The sequence below is a fragment of the Variovorax sp. TLI9-5A genome (assembly GCF_056867935.1).
Map to the genome: position 1 here is coordinate 4,229,361 of NZ_CP200310.1, position 21,152 is coordinate 4,250,512.

General features: G+C 67.1%; 20 protein-coding genes. 2 read left to right on the forward strand and 18 right to left on the reverse strand.

Features of this window, described 5'->3' with window-relative positions; genetic code table 11:
* Positions 1 to 29: 29 nt before the first annotated feature.
* The 13 genes from hfq to AC1VNX_RS20120 all read right to left on the reverse strand — a co-directional run bounded on the left by hfq (position 30) and on the right by AC1VNX_RS20120 (position 13,815).
* On the reverse strand, positions 30 to 275 hold the full coding sequence (gene hfq, locus AC1VNX_RS20060) for an RNA chaperone Hfq (protein ID WP_093201554.1): 246 nt from the start codon (positions 273 to 275) through the stop codon (positions 30 to 32).
* 166 nt (positions 276 to 441) lie between these two features.
* A complete protein-coding gene (gene der, locus AC1VNX_RS20065) occupies positions 442 to 1,785 on the reverse strand; it encodes a ribosome biogenesis GTPase Der (RefSeq protein ID WP_483158726.1) in 1,344 nt (447 codons plus the stop codon).
* A 72-nt stretch (positions 1,786 to 1,857) separates the two neighbouring features.
* The gene (gene bamB, locus AC1VNX_RS20070; protein ID WP_483158728.1) at positions 1,858 to 3,000 is read right to left on the reverse strand and encodes an outer membrane protein assembly factor BamB; all 1,143 of its coding nucleotides are present in this window, start codon (positions 2,998 to 3,000) and stop codon (positions 1,858 to 1,860) included.
* Positions 3,001 to 3,007: 7 nt separating this feature from the next.
* Positions 3,008 to 3,700 (reverse strand): YfgM family protein, encoded by a 693-nt coding sequence (locus tag AC1VNX_RS20075; RefSeq protein WP_483158730.1) that lies wholly within the window; start codon positions 3,698 to 3,700, stop codon positions 3,008 to 3,010.
* 5 nt (positions 3,701 to 3,705) lie between these two features.
* Positions 3,706 to 5,028: a histidine--tRNA ligase gene (gene hisS / locus AC1VNX_RS20080; RefSeq protein WP_483158732.1), complete on the reverse strand. Its 1,323-nt coding sequence runs from the start codon at positions 5,026 to 5,028 to the stop codon at positions 3,706 to 3,708.
* A gap of 12 nt (positions 5,029 to 5,040) precedes the next feature.
* The gene (ispG, locus tag AC1VNX_RS20085) at positions 5,041 to 6,330 is read right to left on the reverse strand and encodes a flavodoxin-dependent (E)-4-hydroxy-3-methylbut-2-enyl-diphosphate synthase (RefSeq protein WP_483158734.1); all 1,290 of its coding nucleotides are present in this window, start codon (positions 6,328 to 6,330) and stop codon (positions 5,041 to 5,043) included.
* Positions 6,327 to 7,286, reverse strand: a complete 960-nt coding sequence (locus AC1VNX_RS20090; protein WP_483158736.1) for a RodZ domain-containing protein — start codon at positions 7,284 to 7,286, stop codon at positions 6,327 to 6,329. The genes ispG and AC1VNX_RS20090 overlap by 4 nt, the downstream gene beginning before the upstream one ends.
* Complete coding sequence (pilW, locus tag AC1VNX_RS20095) at positions 7,279 to 8,136, reverse strand: type IV pilus biogenesis/stability protein PilW (protein WP_483158738.1); 858 nt, start codon at positions 8,134 to 8,136, stop codon at positions 7,279 to 7,281. Before pilW ends, AC1VNX_RS20090 begins: the two co-directional genes overlap by 8 nt.
* Positions 8,137 to 8,140: 4 nt before the next feature.
* Positions 8,141 to 9,298 (reverse strand): dual-specificity RNA methyltransferase RlmN, encoded by a 1,158-nt coding sequence (gene rlmN / locus AC1VNX_RS20100; RefSeq protein ID WP_483158740.1) that lies wholly within the window; start codon positions 9,296 to 9,298, stop codon positions 8,141 to 8,143.
* Positions 9,299 to 9,320: 22 nt separating this feature from the next.
* Positions 9,321 to 9,746 (reverse strand): nucleoside-diphosphate kinase, encoded by a 426-nt coding sequence (gene ndk, locus AC1VNX_RS20105; RefSeq protein ID WP_019653122.1) that lies wholly within the window; start codon positions 9,744 to 9,746, stop codon positions 9,321 to 9,323.
* Positions 9,747 to 9,899: 153 nt separating this feature from the next.
* On the reverse strand, positions 9,900 to 11,705 hold the full coding sequence (locus AC1VNX_RS20110; protein ID WP_483158742.1) for a pseudouridine synthase: 1,806 nt from the start codon (positions 11,703 to 11,705) through the stop codon (positions 9,900 to 9,902).
* On the reverse strand, positions 11,702 to 12,661 hold the full coding sequence (gene scpB, locus AC1VNX_RS20115; protein WP_483161990.1) for an SMC-Scp complex subunit ScpB: 960 nt from the start codon (positions 12,659 to 12,661) through the stop codon (positions 11,702 to 11,704). Before scpB ends, AC1VNX_RS20110 begins: the two co-directional genes overlap by 4 nt.
* Before the next feature lie 128 nt (positions 12,662 to 12,789).
* The gene (locus tag AC1VNX_RS20120) at positions 12,790 to 13,815 is read right to left on the reverse strand and encodes an RluA family pseudouridine synthase (RefSeq protein WP_483161991.1); all 1,026 of its coding nucleotides are present in this window, start codon (positions 13,813 to 13,815) and stop codon (positions 12,790 to 12,792) included.
* 23 nt (positions 13,816 to 13,838) lie between these two features.
* Between AC1VNX_RS20120 and AC1VNX_RS20125 the strand changes: the two genes are divergently transcribed.
* On the forward strand, positions 13,839 to 14,648 hold the full coding sequence (locus tag AC1VNX_RS20125; protein ID WP_483158744.1) for an outer membrane protein assembly factor BamD: 810 nt from the start codon (positions 13,839 to 13,841) through the stop codon (positions 14,646 to 14,648).
* A gap of 62 nt (positions 14,649 to 14,710) precedes the next feature.
* On the opposite strand, the gene yoaA is transcribed toward AC1VNX_RS20125, so the two are convergent.
* Both yoaA and AC1VNX_RS20135 read right to left on the reverse strand, forming a co-directional pair.
* Positions 14,711 to 16,798, reverse strand: coding sequence for a DNA repair helicase YoaA (yoaA, locus tag AC1VNX_RS20130; protein WP_483158746.1), 2,088 nt, complete (start codon positions 16,796 to 16,798; stop codon positions 14,711 to 14,713).
* Positions 16,795 to 16,998 carry a YdcH family protein gene (locus AC1VNX_RS20135; RefSeq protein WP_093201587.1) on the reverse strand — a complete coding sequence of 68 codons (204 nt, stop codon included), beginning with the start codon at positions 16,996 to 16,998 and terminating at the stop codon, positions 16,795 to 16,797. Before AC1VNX_RS20135 ends, yoaA begins: the two co-directional genes overlap by 4 nt.
* Positions 16,999 to 17,106: 108 nt before the next feature.
* On the opposite strand from AC1VNX_RS20135, the gene AC1VNX_RS20140 reads away from it, so the two are divergent.
* Positions 17,107 to 17,880: a PP2C family protein-serine/threonine phosphatase gene (locus tag AC1VNX_RS20140; protein ID WP_483158749.1), complete on the forward strand. Its 774-nt coding sequence runs from the start codon at positions 17,107 to 17,109 to the stop codon at positions 17,878 to 17,880.
* Between the two features lie 37 nt (positions 17,881 to 17,917).
* On the opposite strand, the gene AC1VNX_RS20145 is transcribed toward AC1VNX_RS20140, so the two are convergent.
* From AC1VNX_RS20145 to lpdA, 3 genes are read right to left on the reverse strand one after another with little or no spacing between them, the layout of a single operon-like run.
* Positions 17,918 to 18,580, reverse strand: a complete 663-nt coding sequence (locus tag AC1VNX_RS20145; protein WP_483158750.1) for a hypothetical protein — start codon at positions 18,578 to 18,580, stop codon at positions 17,918 to 17,920.
* The gene (gene zapE, locus AC1VNX_RS20150; RefSeq protein WP_483158752.1) at positions 18,577 to 19,677 is read right to left on the reverse strand and encodes a cell division protein ZapE; all 1,101 of its coding nucleotides are present in this window, start codon (positions 19,675 to 19,677) and stop codon (positions 18,577 to 18,579) included. The genes AC1VNX_RS20145 and zapE overlap by 4 nt, the downstream gene beginning before the upstream one ends.
* A gap of 13 nt (positions 19,678 to 19,690) precedes the next feature.
* Entirely contained in the window at positions 19,691 to 21,118 is a 1,428-nt protein-coding gene (lpdA, locus tag AC1VNX_RS20155) for a dihydrolipoyl dehydrogenase (protein WP_483158754.1), read from the reverse strand.
* Positions 21,119 to 21,152: the final 34 nt, after the last annotated feature.

A 21,152-nucleotide genomic window follows, 5' to 3' on the forward strand; every position in this document is an offset into this window, starting at 1 on the left:
CGGCAGCGGTGCCGCCGCGCTCCGCGCGATCAGGCTGCAGCGTCGTCGTTCTCGGTAGCCGAGAAGTTGACGGCACGGCCTGGCACGATGGTGGAAATGGCGTGCTTGTAGACCATTTGCGTCACCGTGTTGCGAAGCAACACGACGTACTGGTCAAAAGACTCGATCTGGCCTTGCAGCTTGATGCCGTTCACCAAATAAATGGAGACCGGCACATGCTCGCGACGCAAGGTGTTCAGAAACGGGTCTTGTAGAAGTTGCCCTTTATTGCTCACGATATTCTCCGTGTTCAAGAGTAGTTGTTGGAGGAGAAGACCTTAACACAGGGTTTCCGCGCCGCAGCAATCGCGCTCAAAAGCCTTTGAAAAATAACGTCTCTCAAAAACCGGAACTTCCACCCTGGCCGGGACTCATCGGCGGCCATCCGCCGCCAAATACGGCTCAGTCGTCCTTGTCGGCGAAAGGATTGTGGGAGCTCTTGAACTCGATGCGCAAGGGGGTACCCACAAGATCGAATTCCTTGCGGAAGCGCCCCTCCAGGAAGCGCTTGTAAGCATCGGTCACATGTTCGAGCGAATTCCCGTGGATCACGATCACCGGCGGATTCATCCCCCCTTGGTGCGCATAGCGCAACTTGGGACGGAACATGCCGCCGCGTTTCGGCGCCTGGAACTGCACCGCCTCCAGCAACAGCCGTGTAAGCACCGGCGTCGACATCTTGCGCGTGGCCGACTTGTGGGCCTGCGCGATGGCCTGCCACACCGGGCCCAGGCCCTGGCGCTTGATGGCCGAGATGAAATGCAGCGCCGCGAACTTCAGGAACGGCAGCCGAGTTTCGATCTGCCGCTGGATCTGCTCGCGCTGGTAGCTGTCGACCGCGTCCCACTTGTTGATGGCGATCACCACGGCGCGGCCACTCTCGAGGATGTAGCCCGCGATGTGCGCGTCCTGGTCGGTCACGCCCTGCGTGGCATCGAGCAGCAGCAGCACGACGTTGGCCGACTCGATGGCCTGCAGCGTCTTGACCACCGAGAACTTCTCGATCGCCTCGAACACCCTGCCCTTGCGGCGCAGGCCGGCGGTATCGATCAGCTCGAAGCGCTGGCCGTTGCGCTCGAAGGGCACGGAGATGGCATCGCGCGTCGTACCCGGCATGTCGAAGGCCACCAGGCGCTCTTCGCCCAGCCAGGTGTTGATCAGCGTCGACTTGCCCACGTTGGGACGCCCCGCCACAGCCAGCTTGATCGGCTTGTTGACGTCGTCCTCTTCCTCCTCGTCGTCGGGATCGGGAAGATTCAGGGGCTCCAGCGCCAGCTCGATCAGGCCACGCATGCCCTGCCCGTGCGCAGCAGACACACCATGTACCTCGCCCAGGCCCAGTTCGTAGAAGTCCACCAGCTTGGTGCCGTCGTGCATGCCTTCGGCCTTGTTGGCCACCAGCAGGCAGGGCTTGCCGATGCGGCGCAACTCGTTGGCGATGTCGTGGTCCTGCGCGGAAATTCCCTCGCGCGCATCGACCACGAAGATCACGACGTCGGCCTCGGCCACGGCCTGGCGCGTCTGCTTGGCCATCTCCTTGTAGATGCCGCTGCCCGCGTCGGGCTCGAAGCCGCCTGTGTCGATGACGATGAACTCGCGCTTGCCCAGGCGGCCGTTGCCGTAGTGGCGGTCGCGCGTGAGGCCCGCGAAGTCGGCGACGATGGCGTCGCGCGTCTGCGTCAGTCTGTTGAAGAGGGTCGACTTGCCGACATTCGGCCGCCCGACCAGGGCCACGACCGGCTTCATGGCCGGCCTTTCGAGGGCGCGGTTTTCATGGTCGGGCCTTGGAAAGAGAAGAAGTGAGAAAAAAGAAGAGCGTTATTCGGGACGATAGCCAAACACGCCACCCTTGGCGGTCACCACGATCACCGTGTTGCCAGCCAGCACCGGCGCAACCGTGATGGCCGAGCCGTCCGGTGTGATGCGGTTGAGCAGCGCACCATCTTCACGCGACACGAAATGAAGCGTGCCGGTGTTCTCGCCGATGATGAGCGAGCGGCCCACGGCCAGCGGCGAGGTCAGCACGCGATTCTTCAGGCGGGACATCTGCCAGGCGCGCTCGCCGTCGGCACGGCGCCAGGCCACGACGCTGCCGTCGGACTCGGTGCCATAGACGAAGCTCTCGTTGCCGCTGACGCCGTCGGCGCCCGAGGCAGGCTTGCTCCAGACCAGCGAGCCGCGCACGGTCTCGACGCAGCCGACGCTGGCGTAGTAGGCGCGCGCGCAGATCGTGTCGCCGAATCGGCTCACGCTGCCGGTCAGGTCGACCAGGCGCTCCACATCGTTGGTGCCGCGGGGCGCCGCAATGGGCGATTCCCAGCGCGAAGTGCCGTTGGCGGGGTTGATGCCCACCAGCCGGCCGCCGATGCCGGCCACCAGCGTGTCGCCCACGGCGAGGAGCACGCCCGACTTGCGCAGCACGAGGTTTTCGCCCGCGCGCTGCTGGATCCACAAGCGGCGGCCGCTCTGGCCGTCCCAGGCGCTGATGCTGCGGTCGGCGGTCTGCACGAACACGCGGCGGCCAGCAACCAGCGGCGCGGTGAAGGCCTGGGCCGAGAGCTTCTGCTTCCACAGCACCTTGCCGTTTTCGAGAGCGACCAGTTCGTTGCCGGTGGTGACGACTGCCGCCACCGATCCGTCGCTACCCACGCCGGCCGCCAGCGGGGCACCAGCGCTGGCGCGCCAGACTTCACGGCCTGCGCGCGCATCGATCGCAACCACCGTGCCGTCGCTGCCGGCCACGGTGATCGTGTCGCCGCTGACGTCGGTGGTCAGCGGGAACTGCACTTCGGGGATGCGCACGGTCCAGGCCTGGCGCACGCCCACCAGGGCCGGATTGGCGGGAAGCTCGTCCGGCTTCGGCTTGGACGAACCCGAGCAGGCGGCAAGGAACGCTACCAAAACGAGAGCTGATCCCGCACGCAGGGCGGACGATTCAGGCATGAGGCGCTTGAAATTCATGATGCGGTCAGGGAGTCTTGGGGGCTGCGGGAGTGACGGTGACCACGGGAGCCAGGCTCTTGGGGTCGACGCCGACCGCGTTGAGCTTGATCTCCACCAGGCGGCGGTAGTCGGAAGTGGCACCAAGGCCGGTCCAGGCCTTGCGGTATTCGGTCTGAGCCTCTGCGCGCTTGCCCTGGGCCAGGTAGATGTCGCCCTTGCGGTCGGCCACCAGCGGCTCGAATTCCTTGGGCACGCTGCCATCGAGCTGCTTGAGGGCGTCGTCGTAGGACTTGCCGTCGAGCAGTTCAGCCGCCAGCCTCAGGCGGGCAACGGCCTTGTAGCCGGGGTCGATGGCGTTCTGGGCCACCCATTCGAGCTCGGCGCGAGAACCCGCGGCGTTGCCCTTCTCGTACAACGTCTTGGCGACCAGCAGGCCGGCCTGCTGCGCATAGGTGGTGCCCGCGAAGCGCTTCTTCATGTCGTCGAGCACGAGCGCGATGCGCGCCGGGTCACCCGCCTGCGCCGTCTTCTCGATCTCGTCGTAGAGCGACGAGGCCTGCGCTGCCTTGTTGCGGCCATACCATTGCCAGCCGTTCCAGGCCACGAAGGCGCCGGCAACGAGCAGCACGATCGAGGTGATCAGGGTGCCGTAGGTATTCCAGAAATGCTTGAGCTGGTCGAGCTGTTCCTGTTCTTCGAGATCGAGATGGGTTGCCATGCGTGTCAGGTATTGGGAGCCGGCGATTGTAGGGTGGCGGCCCAGGCGGCCACTTCGGAAAGAGACCGGGCGATCTGGGCGCCGCCTGCGTCACGCAGCGGTTTGATGGTGACCTCGCCGCGCGACAGCTCGTCTTCGCCGAAGATCAGCGCGTAGCGCGCACCGCTCGCGTCGGCCTTCCTGAACTGCGCCTTCATGTTGCCGCCGCCTGCGTGCTGAAGCACGCTGACGCCCGCGGCACGCAATTGCTCGAGCGCCACCATGACCTGCGGCAGCACCGCGGCCGAGGGCACGATGGCATAGGCCGCGGGCGCCGCGGACGGCGCTGGCAGGCCCAGTTCCTGGATCAGCAGCAGCAGCCGCTCGATGCCGAGGCCGAAGCCCACGGCCGGCGCCGGCTTGCCGCCCATCTGCCCGATGAGTCCGTCGTAGCGCCCGCCTCCGCAGACGGTGCCTTGCGAGCCGAGCTGGTCCGTGACCCACTCGAAAACGGTGAGGTTGTAGTAGTCCATGCCGCGCACCAGGCGCGGATTCACGCGATAGGCCAGGCCCGCGGCGTCGAGCACGGCGCGAACGGCGTCGAAGTGCGCGCGCGATTCCTCGCCGAGAAAGTCCATCAGCTGGGGCGCGGCTTCAACGACGGCCTGCATCGCGGGGTTCTTCGTGTCGAGGATGCGCAGCGGGTTGCTGTGCAGGCGCCGCTTCGCGTCGGCATCGAGCGCGTCGGCATGCGCCTCGAAATGGCGGATCAGCGCGTCGCGGTGCGCCTGGCGCTCCGCCGGCTGCCCGAGGCTGTTGATCTCGAGGCGCACATGCTCGCCCTCGACGAGGCCGAGCTCGCGCCAGAGCGCGCGCACCATGAGGATCAGTTCCGCGTCCACGTCCGGGCCCGGGAAGCCGAGCGCCTCCACGTCGAGCTGGTGGAACTGGCGATAGCGTCCCTTCTGCGGCTTCTCGTGGCGGAACATCGCGCCCATGGTCCACAGGCGCAGCGGGCCGTTGTAGAGCGCGTTGTGCTCGACCATCGCGCGCACGATGCCGGCAGTGGCCTCGGGACGCAGCGTGAGCCTGTCGCCGTTCATCGAGTCGGTGAAGGAGTACATCTCCTTCTCGACGATGTCCGTGACCTCGCCAAGGCCGCGCACGAACAGCGCCGTCGGTTCGACCACGGGCGTCACGATGTAGTGATAGCCGTAGCGGGCCAGCAGCTGCCGCACCTTCTGCTCGAACCACGACCACAGCGCCGAATCGGGCAGGCGGTCGGTGCGCGGCACGCTCGCCGGCAATATGTCGTTCATGCCTTTGACGGCATTGATCTTTTCAGCCATAGGAGAAAGCGGTCAGGCGACGTCGGCAGCCTGGGGCTGGCCGAAGCGCTTTTCAATGTAGTTTTCGACGAGTTGATGGAACTCGTGGGCGATATTGTCGCCGCGCAGCGTGAGGGCCTTTTCGCCATCGATGAAGACGGGCGCCGCGGGCGCCTCGCCGGTGCCGGGCAGGCTGATGCCGATGTCGGCATGCTTGCTCTCGCCGGGGCCGTTGACGATGCAGCCCATGACGGCCACCTTCAGCGTCTCCACACCCGGATATTTCTTGCGCCAGACCGGCATCTGCATGCGCAGGTAGTCGTCGATCTGCTTGGCCAGTTCCTGGAAGGTGGTGCTGGTGGTGCGGCCGCAGCCCGGGCATGCCGTGACGCTCGGCACGAACACGCGCAGACCCAGCGCCTGCAGGATCTCAGAGGCGATCACCACCTCCTGCGTGCGCGACTCGCCCGGCTGCGGCGTGAGCGACACGCGAATCGTGTCGCCGATGCCCTCTTGCAGCAGGATCGACAGCGCCGCGGCCGACGCCACGGTGCCCTTGGTGCCCATGCCGGCCTCGGTGAGGCCCAGGTGCAGCGGATAGTCGCAGCGGCGGGCCAACTCGCGGTAGACCGAGATCAGGTCCTGCACGCCGCTCACCTTGCACGACAGGATGATCTGGTTGCCGGCCATGCCCATCGACTCGGCCAGCTTCGCGGACTCGATGGCCGAGGTGATGAGCGCCTCGTACATCACCTGCTTGGCATCCCAGGGCTCGGCGCGCTGGCTGTTGACGTCCATCAGGCTGGCGAGCAGTTCCTGGTCGAGGCTGCCCCAGTTGACGCCGATGCGCACGGGCTTGTTCCAGCGCATGGCGGCATCGATCATCTGGCCGAACTGCTTGTCCTTCTTGTCGCCCTTGCCCACGTTGCCGGGGTTGATGCGGTACTTGCTCAGCGCCTCGGCGCAGGCCGGATATTCGGTCAGCAGGCGGTGGCCGTTGTAATGAAAGTCGCCCACCAGCGGCACGTCGATGCCCATGCGGTCGAGCTGCTCGCGGATGTAGGGCACCTGCGCAGCGGCCTCGGGCGTGTTGACCGTGATGCGGACCATCTCGGAGCCGGCCTGGGCCAGCTCCTTAACCTGGATCGCCGTGCCGATGGCATCGACGGTGTCGGTGTTGGTCATGGACTGCACGCGCACCGGGGCATCGCCGCCCACGGTGACCACACGAGGCCCCCAGACCACGCTGGCCTGACGCGAACGGCGGGCCTTGGGAGCCGCGGCCTCGATCGGAACGGGAAGGCAATTGCCAGTGGAGGTCACGACTTCACCTCGAAACGCGCCACTCCACCACCCTTGGTGAAGGGCTTCAGGTCAAAGGGCTGGCCGCGGACCTGCACGTCGACGCTCGAAGCGCGGCCGACCACGACCGACAGCGGCAGCGTGCCGGACAGGCCCACCGTTTCGCCGGCCTGCAGGCTGCGGCGCAGCAGCTGCTTGCCACCGGCTTCGGTGACGGTGATCCAGCATTCCTCGCGAGCCACGAAGACGAGCTGCTGGCTGCTGGATGCGGCCGCCACGGGCGTGGCAGCGGGCGCTGCGGCGGTTACCGGCGCGGTAGCGGCAGGCGCACTGGGAGCAGGCGCTGCCGCAGGAGTCTCTCCAGCCACCGGACCGCTCGGCGCCACGGCCTGCGTGGGCACGGTCTCGGCCACGGAACCACCGGCCGAGGCCGGGCCGCTGGCGGACGCCGATTCCGCACTGGTGTCGCCACGCGCCGTCAGACGCGAAACGGAAGCGCTCAACTGATCGAACACCGACTGCGGCAGCCAGAACAGCGCACCGGCGCCGATCAGAAGCAGCAGCACGACGATCAGGAGCGGCCTCGAGGGCAGCCCGCCGGAGCGGCCATTGCCGTTCCAGCGCGGCGTGCCCGAGCTGATGTTGGAGCGAAGGGTGCGGTCGGTTTCGGCCAGCGACACCTTCTGGGTGCTGGGCAGCTTCGCGAGCACGGGAGCCGGATCGATGCGCAGGGCGCGGCAGACGCTGCTGGCCAGCGCGCGGGCGAAGACCGGGTCGGGCAGCGAGGCGATGTCGTCCGCTTCGAGCGCCATGAGCTTCTGCGGCGGCACCTTCAGCGCGGCGGCCACCATCTCGATGTGCAGGCCATGGGCCTCGCGCGCCTCGCGCAGCAGATCACCGGCCGTCTTGTTCGCAATATCGCCAGATTCCAGTGGCAATGCTGCGGAAGTGCCGAACTCCGAAACCCGATCAGTCATTGAAATTCCCGCGCTCGTACGCTGTTGCCTCCCGCGACTGGGGGAAGCGTCGTTGCAGTTGGCCTCCCAACTGCGCGACTGCCTCGCGGTTGTTCAGCTTACGTTCGATCTTGATGCCGAGCCAGAGCGTTTCGGCGCTGGCCGCGGCGCTGTTGTTGACGCGGCGGATGTAGAACTGCGCGCGCGACCATTCCTCGCGCTGCGCCAGCACGGAAGCCAGGTTGAAGGCGACCACGGGGTTGCTGGCGTCGATCTCGTAGGCCTGCATGAGGGTGCGCTCTGCCTTTTCGCGCTGACCGGCCTTGAGCTCGCACACGCCCTGCGTCATGAGCGTCTTGGCGCGGTCGGTGTAGGTCGGCACGGCCAGGGCCTCGCCGAACTGCGCGGCCGCGTCGCCATAGCGGCTCTGCTGGCACAGCAGCCAGCCGTAGTTGTGGCGCGTGTTCGGGTCGCGCGGATTGATCGCGATGGCGCGGCGGAAGCTGTCTTCGGCCAGGCCGGCATCGTCGAGCCGCATGTAGACCAGGCCGCGCAGGTTGTAGGCGTCGGCGTTGTTGGGGTCGGCGGCCAGCGCCTGCTTGATTTCGTCGAGCGCAACGGTGGTCTGGCCGTGCTCGAAATAGCCGGCGGCCAGTTCCATGCGAAGGCGCGCGCGGCGCTGGCGGCTGGACTCGTCGGACTCGGTGACGATCTCGGTGCCCTTGGACGAGTTGCTGCTGTCGGCCAGGCTGGTGGTGGTGGTGCGCGTGTTCACGCAGCCCCCGAGCAGCAGCGACACGGCGACGCCCGCGAAACCCGCAGTCAGCATCCGCTGCACGTTCGCGGTCGTCATCGAAATGGCCATGCTCATCGGTTCAGTGCTCCTGGGAGACGGTCTTGGTCTTGCGGACCGGATGCAAAACGACGGGGCGCTGCTCCGCCGCGCGGCGCTGTGCCATGCGCTCGGCCGCGCGGGTGCGGTCTTTGACGTCGCCGGCGAGTTGGCCGCAGGCGGCATCGATGTCGTCGCCGCGCGTCTTGCGCACGGTGGTCACGAGGCCGGCTTCGCTCAGCGTCCTGGCGAACGCCAGCACGCGCGGCTGCGGCGAGCGCAGCAGGCCCGAGGCCGGAAACGGGTTGAACGGGATCAGGTTGAACTTGCACGAGATGCCGTGCTTGCGAACCAGCTCGACGAGCTGCCGCGCATGCTCGGGCTGGTCGTTCACGCCGTCGAGCATGCAGTACTCGAAGGTGATGAAGTCGCGCGGCGCATGGGCCAGGTAGCGCTTGCAGGCCTCGATGAGTTCGTCGATCGGGTACTTGCGATTGAGCGGCACGAGGTCGTCGCGCAGCGGATCGTTGGGCGCATGCAGCGAAACTGCGAGGGCCACGGCGCAATCGGCGCCCAGGCGGTCGATCATCGGCACCACGCCGGAGGTCGACACCGTCACGCGGCGGCGCGACAGCCCGTAGGCGTTGTCGTCGAGCATGGTGCGCAGCGCGGGCACCAGCGCCGAGTAGTTCTGCAAGGGCTCGCCCATGCCCATCATCACCACGTTGGAGATGACGCGCTCGTCGCGCTTGAGGTGCTTGCGAAGGAAGTGTTCGGCAAACCAGAGCTGGGCGACGATTTCGCCCGTGCTCAGGTTGCGGCTGAAGCCCTGATGCCCCGTCGAGCAGAAGCGGCAACCGACCGCACAGCCGGCCTGGGACGACACGCAAAGAGTGCCGCGGTCGTCCTCGGGAATGAATACGGCTTCGACGGCATTGCCGTCACCGACATCGAACAGCCACTTGATCGTGCCGTCCCTGGATTCGTGCTGCGTGATGACCGGCAGGGCCTCCACGCGAGCGGTGGTCGCGAGCTTCTCGCGCAGCGACTTCGCCAGATCGGTCATCTGGGTGAAGTCGCTGGCGCCACGCTGGTGGATCCAGCGGAACAGCTGCGTGGCGCGGAATTTCTTCTCGCCGAGTTTTTCGCAGAACGCAGCCAACCCCTCGAGATCGAAATCGAGCAGGTTGGCCGTGGTCATGGAATCGGGGCGAGATCCGGTTTCAGCGTGCGTAGACGTTGAGGCCGGCGAAGAAGAAGGCGACTTCGTTCGCGGCGGTTTCGGGAGCGTCCGAACCGTGAACGGCGTTGGCGTCGATGCTGTCGGCGAAGTCGGCGCGGATGGTGCCTGCGGCTGCCTTCTTGGGGTCCGTGGCGCCCATCAGGTCACGGTTCTTGGCGATGGCGTTCTCGCCTTCGAGCACTTGCACGAACACGGGGCCCGAGATCATGAACTCGACGAGGTCCTTGAAGAAGGGACGCTCCTTGTGCACGGCGTAGAACTGCTCGGCTTCGTTGCGCGACAGGTGCACCAGCTTGGCGGCGACGATCTTCAGGCCGGCGGCCTCGAAGCGGGAAACGATCTTGCCGATGACGTTCTTGGCAACTGCGTCGGGCTTGATGATGGAGAGGGTACGTTCGATAGCCATTGAAATGCTTCCTGGAGCTTTGATTTTGAAGTGTTTTGTCACAACTGCAACGAGTTTATTGCGTCACATGTCGACAAAGCCTCTGATTTTAACCGGCGCGGACTTGCGGATTGGTGAAAACCCCGCGAAAGGCCGCGCTGCGACGGCAGACTTTCAGCGCCCGCGGCGGCGTCCGCCGCCCTGGCCGCCGAAGCCGCCACCACCGCCTCCGCCACCACCACGGCGTTGGCCTCCGCGCTGCTCCTTGCGCTGGCGCGAGAAGCTGTCGGCACCGATGTAGCCCAGCGAGGTCTTCATCGGATCGGGCTGATTGCCGCCGCCCTGCTGCTGGCGATCGCCGCCCTGGCGGTTGCCATTGCCATTGCCGTTGCCGCGACGTCCCTGGCCCTGGGGCTGGCCGCCACCATTGCCGCCGCCACCACGGTTGGAACGCCCTCCCCGATCGCCGCGCGGCGGACGGCCGTCGCCCAGCGGATTCGGGATCGGCGCTTCGCGCCCGCCGTCGTCGCGTGCATCGCGCATCTCGCGCGGCTGCTGCTGGCCGCCACCGCCGCCATTGCGGTTGCCCCGGCGCTTCTTGTTGCGGCCGCCGCGGCCATTGCCACCGCCCCCCTCCTGCCCCGGGCCGCGCTGCTGCTGGCCCGGACGGGCAGCCACGCCACCCGAAGCCTGGAACAGGGCGCGGATGTCGCGCTCGTCGAGCTCCATCCAGGCGCCGCGCTTCAGGCCGCGCGGCAACACCATGGCGCCGTAGCGGATACGGATCAGCCGGCTGACCGCATGGCCCACCGACTCGAACAGCCGGCGCACCTCGCGGTTGCGGCCTTCGGAAATGGTCACGCGATACCAGCAGTTGGAGCCTTCGCCGCCACCGTCTTCGATGGCACCGAACTGCGCCATGCCGTCGTCGAGGCGCACGCCGTCGAGCAGCTTCTGCTTCTCTTCGCCGGTGAGCGCGCCCAGCACGCGCACCGCGTACTCGCGCTCCAGGCCGAAACGCGGGTGCATGAGTTGGTTGGCCAGATCACCGGAGCTGCTGAACAGCAGCAGCCCTTCGGTGTTCAGGTCGAGGCGCCCCACCGACTGCCACTTGCCCTGCTGCAGGCGCGGCAGCTTGCGGAACACGGTCGGACGGTTCTGCGGATCGTCGTGCGTGACCACCTCGCCCACGGGCTTGTGGTACGCGATCACGCGCGGCGGCGGAGGCGCGATCCGGTAACGGATCGGCTTGCCGTTGATCTTGACCTGGTCGCCGTACTGGATGCGCTGGCCGATATGAGCCGGCTCGTTGTTGACGGAAATGCGGCCCTGGAGAATCAGCTGCTCCATCTCGAGCCGCGAGCCGAGACCGGCCTGCGCCAGCACCTTGTGCAGCTTGGGCGAATCGGCCTCCGGCAGCAGCACGCGCTTGAGCGGCGGGACTTCGGGGCTTTCCTCGTCGGCGTCGAACTGGCCGGAGATGACGTCCGCGAAGCGGATCGGCTCGGGCGGCGGCGCATTGCGCTGTTCGCGCTCGGCGGCGCGGCGGGCGCGATCGAGGTCGTCTTCTTCCTCGTCGGGCTCTTCGTCTTCCTCGTCTTCATCCTGATCTTCGTCGTCGCGGTCTTCGAAGCGCTCGGCCTGTCCGGGCTGGAGTGCCTCGACGGGCGCAGGATCACTGGCCGCCTCGGCGACCGCAGCAGGGACCTCTTCGACGGCGGCAGCAACAGCTTGCGGCTCGATTACTTCCTGGGGCGCCACCACAACGGGTGCGGCCACCGCCTCGCCTTCCGCAACGGCCTGCTCGACCACCTTCTTCTTGCGGGGTGCGCGCGGCTTCTTCGGCGCCTCGGGCTCCGGCGGCGCTACTGTTTCAATAGCATCAACCGCAGCCTTCTTGGCCGTGGTCGCCCTTTTCTTTTTCTTGACTTCGGGCTCGACCGGCAGCATCGCTGCGTCTTCGGTGTCGGTTGTGCTCATGAGGTTTTTCCGGGAGAGGGAGCGTGAGGATCGGCCTCGTCCTCGGACGGGGCATCGGATTTCGACGCGGGTTCTTGTTCTGGTTCGGCGGGAGCGGATTCGGCGCCCGCTTCGTTCTCGGCGAACTGCGCCTGGGCGGCTTCGATCGCTTCGGCCGCTTCAGCGGGCTCGGCGACTTCGGGCTCGATGTCGGCGACGGCGGGTTCCTGTGCCTGCGCTTGCGGCTCTTCAGCCGGCTCTGCCTCAGCCGCTTCGCCTTGCTGCGAAGCAGCAATCTCGGCATCGGGCCCCGATGTGTCGGCTGCGGAGAACTCCAGCTCCGCCATTCCGGACGCGTCGGCATCGCCCTCGACGAGCGCTTCGGTCTCTGGAGCCGCGTCGATGGGCAGCCCTTGCTGCTCGCCGGAGGCCTGCTCGAGCGCATCGACCAGGGCCGCCTGCTGCGCCGGCGTCTCGATCAGCGGCAGCTGGTCGAGCGAGGCCAGGCCCAGGTCGTCGAGGAACTGGCGCGTGGTCGCGTAGAGCGCCGGGCGGCCGACCGTTTCGCGGTGGCCGATGACCTCGACCCAGCCGCGATCCTCCAGCTGCTTGAGGATCAGCGAGTTGATCGTTACGCCGCGGATGTCTTCCATGTCGCCGCGCGTGGCAGGCTGGCGGTAGGCAATGATGGCCAGCGTCTCGAGCGCGGCGCGGGTGTAGCGCGGGGGCTTCTCGGGGTGCAGGCGATCGAGGTGGTCGCGCATTTCCGGCCGGCTCTGGAAGCGCCAGCCGCTGCCGACGCTCACCAGTTCCAGGCCACGCTGCGCCCAGTCTTCCTGCAGTTCGAGCAGCAGCGCCTTGATGGTGTCCGCACCCAGCTCGTCGTCGAACAGCACGCGCATATCGCGCACCGGCAACGGCTGGCTCGAACAGATCAAGGCGGTTTCGAGAATGCGCTTGGCATCCGCCGTATTCATGGTTCGCGTTATCCGGGAAAAGGCGCCTGGGGGCGCTTGTTCAGATGGATGGAAGGAGTAGGCGTTGCAGGCACGCGGCAAATGCAACGCAAGGCCGGTCTCGGGCGACCGGCGCGGCCCTCGGGCCGTCAGGCGCGATTGTAATCCAGCCCCCAGGCCTGCGAAGCCTGGACGAGGTCTGCCGGCAACGGCGAGTGGAACTCCAGTGGCGCCTGCGTGACGGGATGCACGAAGGCCAGCCTGAATGCATGCAGCGCCTGGCGCGACAGCCCCGCGGCCGGCGCGCCGCCGTAGAGGGCGTCGCCCACCAGCGGATGGCCGATGGACGCCATGTGCACACGGATCTGGTGGGTGCGCCCGGTCTCGAGCGTGCAGCGCACGGCGCAGCCTTCGGCGGTGCTGTCGAGCCGCTCGATCAGCGTGCGGGCGGTCTTGCCCGCATGGCGCTCGAGATCGACCACCGCCATGCGCAGCCGGTTGCGCGGGTCCCGGCCGATGGGGGCGTCGACATGGCGCGCCGACGCGCCCTCCCACTGCCTGTGGCCGATGGCCAGGTACTGCCGCTTGACGTCCCGCGAGGCGATCAACACCACCATCGCGTCCATGGCGGCACGGGTGCGCGCCACAACCATCAGGCCGCTGGTGTCGCGGTCGAGCCGGTGCACGATGCCGGCGCGCGGCAGCAGCATGGCCTTGGGGTCGAGCGCCAGCAGGCCGTTCAGCAGCGTGCCGCTCCAATGGCCCGGTGCAGGGTGCACCACGAGGCCGGCGGGCTTGTCGACGATGCGCAGGTGCTCGTCCTCGTACACGGTGACGATATCCATCGCCTCGGGCCGGAAGGCCTGGCTCTGGGGCGTGGGGCGCAGCTCGATGCGGCCGGCCTGCCCCGCCTTGACGGGGGCCGAGGCCTTGGTGATAGTGCGGCCCTGCAGCTCGACGACGCCGGCTTCGATCAGCTGCTGCAGATAGCTCCGGGAAAACTCGGGCACCAGCGCCGCCAGCGCCCGATCAAGCCGCTGGCCGTGCTGGGCCGGGTCGATGACGAAGGGCCGCTGCTCGCTGGCCTCGACCGGGTCCGCGCCCTCTTCGTGCTCGGCCACCTCCGGGCTGTCGGGGATATTGCCCAGAGGGTCGGTCGATATAATTGAAGGCAACTGTTTCACGAAAGCCGTATGTGATGATTCGCGCCAAATTATCGGTCCCCGCCTGGATCGCGCTCAGCGCGGCGGCTCTGCTGGCAGCAGGCTGCTCGTCGACCCCCTCCGCCGACAAGACCGCCACCTGGAGCCCCAACCGCATCTACTCGGAAGCCAAGGACGAGGCCGGATCGGGCGCCTACGACAAGGCCATTCCGCTCTACGAGAAGCTCGAAGGCCGCGCGGCCGGCACTCCGCTGGCGCAGCAGGCACAGCTGGAAAAGGCCTACGCCCAGTACAAGTCCGGCGAAAAGGCAGCCGCCATCGCCACCGTCGACCGCTTCATGAAGCTGCACCCGGCGAGCCCGGCCATGGACTATGCGCTCTACCTCAAGGGCGTGATCAACTTCAACGACGACCTCGGCATGTTCGCGTTCCTGACGCGCCAGGACTTGTCGGAGCGCGACCAGAAGGCCGCCAAGGAGTCGTTCGAGGCGTTCAAGGACCTGGCCACCCGCTTCCCCGACTCGCGCTATGCACCCGACGCGCGCCAGCGCATGAACTACATCGTGAACTCGCTCGCGCAGTATGAAGTTCACGTGGCGCGCTACTACTACTCGCGCGGCGCCTACCTGGCGGCCATCAACCGCGCCCAGGTTGCGCTCGCCGACTACCGCGAAGTGCCGGCGCTCGAAGAAGCCCTGTACATCATGGTCAAGTCGTACGACGCCCTCGGCATGAAGGACCTGCGCGACGATGCCCAGCGCGTGCTGACCACCAACTATCCGCAGAGCACCTATCTCGCGAACGGCTTCAAGAGCAAGGAAGATCCCTGGTGGAAGGTCTGGTAAGCCAGACAACCGCAGCACCACCAGACCGGTAGAGCCGCAAGCGCTCTACCGGAGCCTCCCGGTCAGTTCCTGAGCGCCTCCAGCGCGGCATCGAAATCGGCTTCGCTTTCGAGCCGTCGCATCGGAGGCAAGGCCGCCAGCAGCCTGCGGCCATAGCCCATCGCCACCAGCCGCGTATCGCAGATCGCCAGCACGCCGCTGTCGGTTTCCCGCCGGATCAGACGCCCCGCCCCCTGCTTGAGCGCCACCGCCGCCTCGGGCAGCGAATAGTCGGCGAACGAGCTCCGCCCCTGCGACTCCAGACGCTGCGAGCGCGCCTCGACCAGCGGATCGTTGGGCGGCGGAAACGGCAGCTTGTCGATCACCACCAGCTGCAGCACGTCTCCCGGCGCATCGAAACCCTCCCAGAACGAGGCCGACGCCACCAGCACGCAGCCTGCTCGCCCGGCGCTCGAGCCTTCGCGGAAGCGGTCCATCAGCACCCGCTTGGGCAGTTCGCCCTGCACGAGCACTTCGGGGCGCAGTTGCCCGTCGAGCAGCTCGAATCGCTGCCTCATCTCGTCGCCGATGGTACGCAGCGCGCGCAGCGTGGTCGTCAGCACCAGCGTGCGGCCGCCGAGCTCCGCCGCCCCGCGCGCCGCCAGTTGCGCGACGCGCTGGCTGTGCGACGGATCGTTGGGCTTGGGAAAGGCGCGCGGTACGTAGATCGCGGCCTGCGAGGCGTAGTCGAAGGGGCTCTGCACGCGCAGCACTTCGGCGTCCTGCAGGCCGCAGGGCTCCGTGAACCAGCGCAGCGTGGGCTCGTCGCCCAGCGTGGCCGAGGTGAAGACCCAGGCGCGGCGGCCCTCTTCCTGCGCCGCGCCCGAACGCCCTGGCTGCTCGCCGTAGGCATCGAGGCCATCCTCTTCGTCGTCCCCATCGACATCGGCCTCATCAGCCTCGTCGGCGATCTTGAGCACCCGCTTGCGCATCGCATCCGCGATATCCAGCGGCGATTCGATGAGCCGCAGCTGCGTTCCCACATCCACCCAGCGCACGGAATCGAGCTCGCACGGCAGGGCGAAGCGCGCGGTGCGTTTCGCAAGCTGACGGGCCCGCTCGTGCAGCCGCACGAAGTCGGGGGAGATTTCGCTGACCGTGTCCAACCCGTCCGCAGCCGCCCGGAATGCATCCAGCAACTCGTCGAGCGCGCCCTGCCACGCGGCAGGGTCGATGCCCTCGGGCGACGCGCCCAGCCAGCGCAGCTTGGCGCCCGGCCATTGCTTGCCGACCACCAGCCGCAACTCGCGCGCGGCGCGCTCGGTCGCGGACACCAATTGCTGCCAGTCGACCAGGCCACGCGCATGCTGCAGGCCTGCGGCCAGCATGTCGTGCGCGAAGTCGAGCGCCTGTCCGGTTCCGAGCTGCGCGCCCAGGAACTGCACGCCGGTCTCGTTGAGCTGATGGGCCTCGTCGAACACCACCACGCTCACCGTCGGCAGCAGCTCCGCCATGCCGGTCTCGCGCACCGCGAGGTCGGCAAAGAAAAGATGGTGGTTGATGACCACGATGTCGGCCGCCAGCGCCTCGCGCCGCGCCAGGTTGACGTGGCAGGGCTTGAACTGCGGGCATTGCGCGCCCAGGCAGTTCTCGCGCGTGGAAGTGATCAGCGGGATGAGCGGCGAACGCTCGTCGAGCCCCGGCAGCTCGGCCAGGTCGCCGGTGCGCGTCGCCTTCGACCATTGCTCGATCTTGGCGAGCGTGCGCAGGCTGCCGCGCTCCGGCAGGGAGGCATCGTGGCGCGCCATGTCCAGCCGGTGCAGGCACAGGTAGCTGGCGCGCCCCTTGAGCAGCGCCGTGCGTACCGGCAGGCCGAAGGCTTCGACGAGGCGCGGCAGGTCGCGGCCGAAGAGCTGGTCTTGCAGCGTCTTGGTAGCGGTGGACAGCAGCACGCGCTCGCCGCTCAGGAGCGCCGGCACGAGGTATGAAAAGGTCTTGCCCACGCCGGTGCCAGCCTCGACCACCAGCACGCCGCCCTTGTCGATGGTGCGGGCGACGGCCATCGCCATCTCGGTCTGGCCCGAGCGTTCGCGGAACTGTTCCGCCGCGCGCGACAGCCCTCCGTCCTGCGCGAAGGCGTCGCGCACCTTGTCTTCGAGCGAACCCGTCACGCCGGTTCTTTCGGATCGAGGATGTTTTCCAGGCGCGCGATCTGGTCGCGCAGCGCGAGGCGGCGCTTCTTCAGGCGCCGCAGCAGCAGCTCGTCCTGCGGCGAGCCTTCGGCCAGACGGTCGATGGTGGCGTCGAGGTCTGCGTGCTCGATGCGCAGTTCGATCAGCTGGCGGGAAAGGGAGTGAAGATTGGAGTCCAACGGTGGGGAGCGCACGCCTGGTTTTCGTGTCGCATGTTCATTCGATAATACGTCCTGACACGAATCTCCGAGAAGACAGGAACTCGCGCTTCAGGCGCCTATTGCTTCATGACCCAAGGCTTTCGACTCGCAGCGGCCACCGGACTCCACAAGGGAGACCGTCCGTACCAGCAGGACCAGGTGCTGCTGATGAGCCATCCGCGCGTGCTCGGCTGCGTGCTGGGCGTGGTGGCGGACGGCATGGGCGGACGCAGCGGCGGGCGCAAGGCTTCCGACCAGGTGCTCATGACGGCGCGCCAGCTCTTCACGCGCTACCAGCCCGGCAAGGAAGACCCCGAAGCCCTGCTCAAGCAGATCCTCGAAGACTCGCACACGGTCATCAAGCTCACCGCCGCTTCCGCCGAACAGGAGCCGCACAGCACGATCGCGGCTTTCCTCATGAACCCGAAGGGCGACTGCGCCTGGATCCATGCCGGCGACTCGCGCATCTATCACTTCCACGACGGCGAGTTGCTCAAGCGCACGCGCGACCACTCGTACGTGCAGGTGCTGATCGATCGCGGCCAGATCACCGAGGCCGAGGCCAACATCCATCCGCAGGGCAACATCCTGCTGGGCTGCCTGGGCATGACGACCACGCCGCCGCCCATCGACCCCTACTACATCCCGAAAATGGCGCCGGGCGACCTGCTGATGGCCTGCAGCGACGGGCTCTGGCACTACTTCAGTCCCGAGGAGCTGGCGAGCGTGCTCTATGCGCAGCCGCCGCGCGACGCGGTGGAAATCCTGGTGGGTGAAGCGCGCCGCCGGGCCAGGGGTACGGGCGACAACATATCGATCGCCGTTCTGAAGCTCGACCCGCTGCCGGCTGCCGCCGCCTGAGCACAGGCGGCAAGGCGAGCGCCCTTTCCTATCTTGTTCAGGGCTTGGCCGGCTCGGCAGGCGGCGGGGGCAGTGGCGCCCCACGCGGCTTGTCGCGCTGGGCATTGCGCCGCTCGCGATCGGCCTTGTGCTCGGCCGCGCGGCGCTGCTTCTCCTCGAAACGCCTGACGGCTTCGGGCGCCTCGGCGCGACGCTGGGCGGCCTTGGCCTGTTCGTCGGCGTGCGCCTGCTGCTTGGACTGGAACTGGCGCTCGCGCTCCGCAGCCTCGGCCGCCGTGGAGGCACGGCTGGCCGCGTGGTCGGCGGCGCGCTGTTCGCGGTCCTTCTGGTTCTGGATGGATTGCTGCTGCTTCTCGGGCGTGTCCGCCGAGCGCTGCGTGCCCGCCTTTTCGTCGAGCTTCTTCAGCTCGGCCGCGCCGCTGCGCTGGCGCTGGATGTCGTTGATGGCGGTTTCCTGCCGCTTGATGTTGTCGGTTTCCTTGCGGCGCCGGCTGCGGCTTTCCTGCAGGCAGTCTTCCACCGCGAACTTCTTGTAGCAGGCTGCCCGCTCCTCGACGAAGCGTTTCTCGATGACCTCGCGCTCGGCCGACAGGCGGCGCTTCTCGGCGTCGAGGTCGGCATTGCCCGCCGCGGCGTTGGACTGCGCCCAAAGCGGCAGGCTAGCCAGCGCCATGAGCAGGGCAAGAGCTATTTTTTTCATGTAAGTCGGGTATCGACGATGCGGCGTTCCAGGGCAAGGAACTCGCTCGATTGCATTTCGGTGAGCCGGGAGACCGTGCGCGGAAATTCGTGCGACAGCGGACCCTCGGTGTACAACGCCTCGGGCGGAACCTCAGCCGACATGATGAGCTTGCATCGCCGGTCGTACAAGACGTCGACCAGCCATGTGAAACGGCGTGCTTCGGAAGCCATGCGCACCGGCATGTGCGGCACGTCGGACAGCAGCACGGTGTGGAACTGGCTCGCGATCTCGAGGTAGTCGTTCTGCGAGCGCGGGCCGCCGCACAGCGTCTTGAAGTCGAACCAGACCACGCCGCCGGCCTTGCGCAGCGCGCGGATCTCGCGCTGCTCGATGTGCAGGACCGGGTTTTCGTCGGCCGTCTCGGCCAGCTTGTCGAAGGCCTTGCGCATTTCCTTCTCGGCCGCCGCATCGTTGGGCGTGAGGTACATGCGCAGCTGCTCCAGCGTGCGGCGCCGGTAGTCGGTGCCGTTGTCCACGCTCAGCACTTCCAGCTTCTCGTTCAACAGCTCGATGGCGGGCAGGATGCGGTCGCGGTGCAGGCCGCCCGGATACAGATCGTCAGGCTTGAAGTTCGAGGTGGTCACGAACCCCACGCCGTTGTCGAACAGCGACACCAGCAGCCGATGAAGAATCATCGCGTCGGTGATGTCCGCCACGTGGAACTCGTCGAAGCAGATCAGCTTGTAGCGCTTCGAGATGCGCAGCCCCAATTCGTCGAGCGGGTTGACCGTGCCCTGCAGCTCGCGCAGCTCGCGGTGCACTTCGCGCATGAACTCGTGAAAGTGCAGGCGCGTCTTGCGCCGCAGCGGCACGGCGTTGAAGAACAGGTCCATCAGGAAGCTCTTGCCCCGCCCGACGCCACCGTACATGTAGACGCCGCGCGGAAGCTCCGGCCGGTTGATGAACTTCTTCAGCGCATTCGAGCGCTGGGCCTTGTAGGCGGCCCATTCGTTGGCGCAGCGATCCAGCGCCTCCACGGCGCGCAGCTGCGCGGGATCGCTCCTGAACCCGCGCGCAGCGAGTTCCGCCTCATAGGCCTGTTTGACGCTGGTCAAAAGATCGGCGGGATCAGAAGTTCAGCGTGCGCTTGTCCACGGCGAGTGCAGCTTCCTTCGTGGCTTCCGACAGCGACGGGTGCGCGTGGCAGATCCGCGCGATGTCTTCCGCGCTGGCCTTGAACTCCATCGCCACCACGGCTTCGGAGATCAGCTCGCTGGCCTGCGGGCCCACGATGTGCACGCCAAGGATCTCGTCGGTCGCGGCGTCGGCCAGGAACTTGACCATGCCGGTCGTGTCGCCCAGCGCGCGTGCGCGGCCGTTCGCGAGGAACGGGAAGGTGCCGGCCTTGTAGGCGCGGCCCGAGGCCTTGAGCTGCTGCTCGGTCTGGCCGACCCACGCGATCTCGGGGCTGGTGTAGATCACCCACGGAATCGTGTTGAAGTTGACGTGACCGTGCTGGCCGGCAATGCGCTCGGCCACGGCAACACCCTCTTCCTCGGCCTTGTGCGCCAGCATCGGGCCGCGCACCACGTCGCCGATGGCCCAGACGTTGGGCAGGCTGGTCTTGCACTCGTCGTCCACGGCAATGGCGCCGCGCTCGTCGAGCTTCAGGCCCACGGCTTCGGCGTTCAGGCCGATGGTGTTGGGCACGCGGCCGATCGACACGATCAGCTTGTCGACTTCCAGCGTCTGGGCTTCGCCCTTGGCATTGGTCCAGGCAACGCTCACGCCCTTCTTCGACGACTTGATCTCGCCGACCTTCACGCCGAGTTCGATCTTGAGCTTCTGCTTGTCGAAGGCCTTCTTGGCTTCCTTGGCGATCTGCTCGTCCACCGCGCCAAGGAAGGTCGGCAGTGCTTCGAGCACCGTGACTTCCGCGCCGAGGCGACGCCACACCGAGCCCATTTCGAGGCCGATGACGCCCGAGCCGATCAGGCCCAGCTTCTTCGGCACCGCGCCGATGCGCAACGCGCCGTCGTTCGAGAGGATGTTTTCCTCGTCGAACGGCGTGCCCGGCAGCGCGCGGGCGTTGGAGCCCGTGGCCACGATGATGTGCTTGCCGACGATCGACTCTTCGGCGGCGCCCGTCACCTTGATCTCGTAGCCGGCCTCGTCGGCCTTCACGAACGAGCCGCGGCCATGGAAGAAGCTGATCTTGTTCTTCTTGAACAGGTACAGGATGCCGTCGTTGTTCTGCTTCACGACCTGGTCCTTGCGGGCCAGCATCTTGTCGATGTCCAGGCCCAGGCCTTCGACCTTGATGCCGTGGTCGGCGAAGTGGTGGCCGGCCTGCTCGAAGTGCTCCGACGATTGCAGCAGCGCCTTCGAGGGAATGCAGCCCACGTTGGTGCAGGTGCCGCCCGGTGCGGGGCCGCCCTTGCCGTTCTTCCACTCGTCGATGCAAGCGACGTTGAAACCGAGTTGCGCGGCGCGAATGGCCGCGATGTAGCCGCCGGGGCCACCGCCGATGACGACGACGTCGAATTGTTTGCTCATTGGGTTTCCGTTTCAGTTGTCCATCGCGCTGCGT